This is a genomic window from Thermus sp. NMX2.A1, assembly GCF_000511705.1.
Lineage (GTDB): Bacteria > Deinococcota > Deinococci > Deinococcales > Thermaceae > Thermus > Thermus scotoductus.
In genome coordinates this window covers 1-1,281 of sequence record NZ_ATNI01000004.1, presented here as the reverse complement: position 1 = coordinate 1,281, position 1,281 = coordinate 1, and the positions used below count along the sequence as shown (strand labels likewise).

The window sequence follows — 1,281 nt, the reverse complement described above, 5'->3', positions numbered from 1 at the left end:
CATCTCAACAACTTGTACGTCGCAATCCCCTTTCGGGGAAGCATCTCTTGCAACGGTACCCCCCTTAGAACATCGTCCTGGACGGTGCTCCTGGAGGGGGGGTTTGTGAGAATCATGAAGGCTGGAATATACACATGGCGAATAAAGGGGGTTTTGCGGGGTTTAGCTCGTTGCAAAGCCACTGTAGAAGCGGTCGATAAGAAGGTGAAAACGCATATTGCCCTTGCGCAAGAGGAAAATCGGCTTTCAAGATCCTCGTCCGGCTTTCCGGACACCCCGATTATACCACTTGAACGTAACGCTTGACTGAGTTCAATAGAGTGCAAGGAAGTCGTGTAGAGTACGCACGCTCCAATCCTTACGGGTTTAGCAGTTTCCTTTGCGGCACAAAACTGCGAACATGGATAGCCTGGCGCCGAGGCGGCCGGGTATCCCCACTCCTTATTCACGGAAAGCGGCTTGCCTTTCTGGGTGAGCCCCTTTGCCGGGGCCTATCGGACCGGCCTTCTCCCTTCGTGCCCTGGGAGGGACGGATGGTGCGCCTGGGAAGGGAGATGCGGGTGGACGAGGGCACGGTCTGGTACGAGGTGGTGGGCCGGGGAAGGGAGCGCCAGGTGCTCTTTGTCCTGGAACCTCGAGGGTAATCAGGGAAGGGGGCGAACCTCAAAGGGCCAGGATGGGCTTTCTAACCTGGGTCGTTTTCCAGGAAAGGCACAGTCCAGCCGGGGGTGGTACCTTGTAGCTAAGATGGACCGCTCCAACCGCCTTTACCCCTCCCTCTCCCGTCGCTTCCTGGCCCTCATCCAGGAGATCCACCACCTCGAGGCCCGCATGGCCGAGGAGCGCAAAGCCCTTGAGGCCATGGTCCCCGTGCCGGTGCACTGGCGCAAGGTGAAATGCGGGAAGGATAGATGCACGCGCTGCCCCCATGGTCCCTATCCTTATCTTCGGGTGAAGAAAGACGGCAAATGGCGGTGGAAGTACCTGGGCAAGGGGTGGCAGCCCCCGGAGGGATTCACCCGGGCTGGGGAGTTTCGGGAACGGCTTGCCCGCTACCGCCGGATCGTGGAGAGGCTGGTGGAGCTGAGGGAGAGGCTTAGGGAACTGGAGAGGGGGTTGGAGGTGTGAGCCTGGCCAGGCTCTTCGCCGTCCTCGTCCTGGCCTTCCTCCGTGGTGGACGGGGATACCCTGGAGATCCAGGGCATGCGGAAGTGAAACCCACAAAAATCGCGAGTTGACTGAGGAAACCGCCCGCTGGATAAGCCAGGGTAGGGCAAGCGC

The 1,281-nt window shown here is 59.7% G+C and carries 1 protein-coding gene; it reads left to right on the top strand.

All coding sequences use genetic code 11. The annotated features are described in order from the left end of the window. Positions 1-747: 747 nt before the first annotated feature. Entirely contained in the window at positions 748-1,128 is a 381-nt protein-coding gene (locus tag TNMX_RS00065) for a hypothetical protein (RefSeq protein WP_038028195.1), read from the top strand. The last annotated feature ends 153 nt before the right edge of the window (positions 1,129-1,281 follow it).

Bases quoted from the DNA above. Each gene is read 5' to 3' on its own strand.
- TNMX_RS00065 (WP_038028195.1), top strand. From the start codon at position 748: ATGGACCGCTCCAACCGCCTTTACCCCTCCCTCTCCCGTCGCTTCCTG.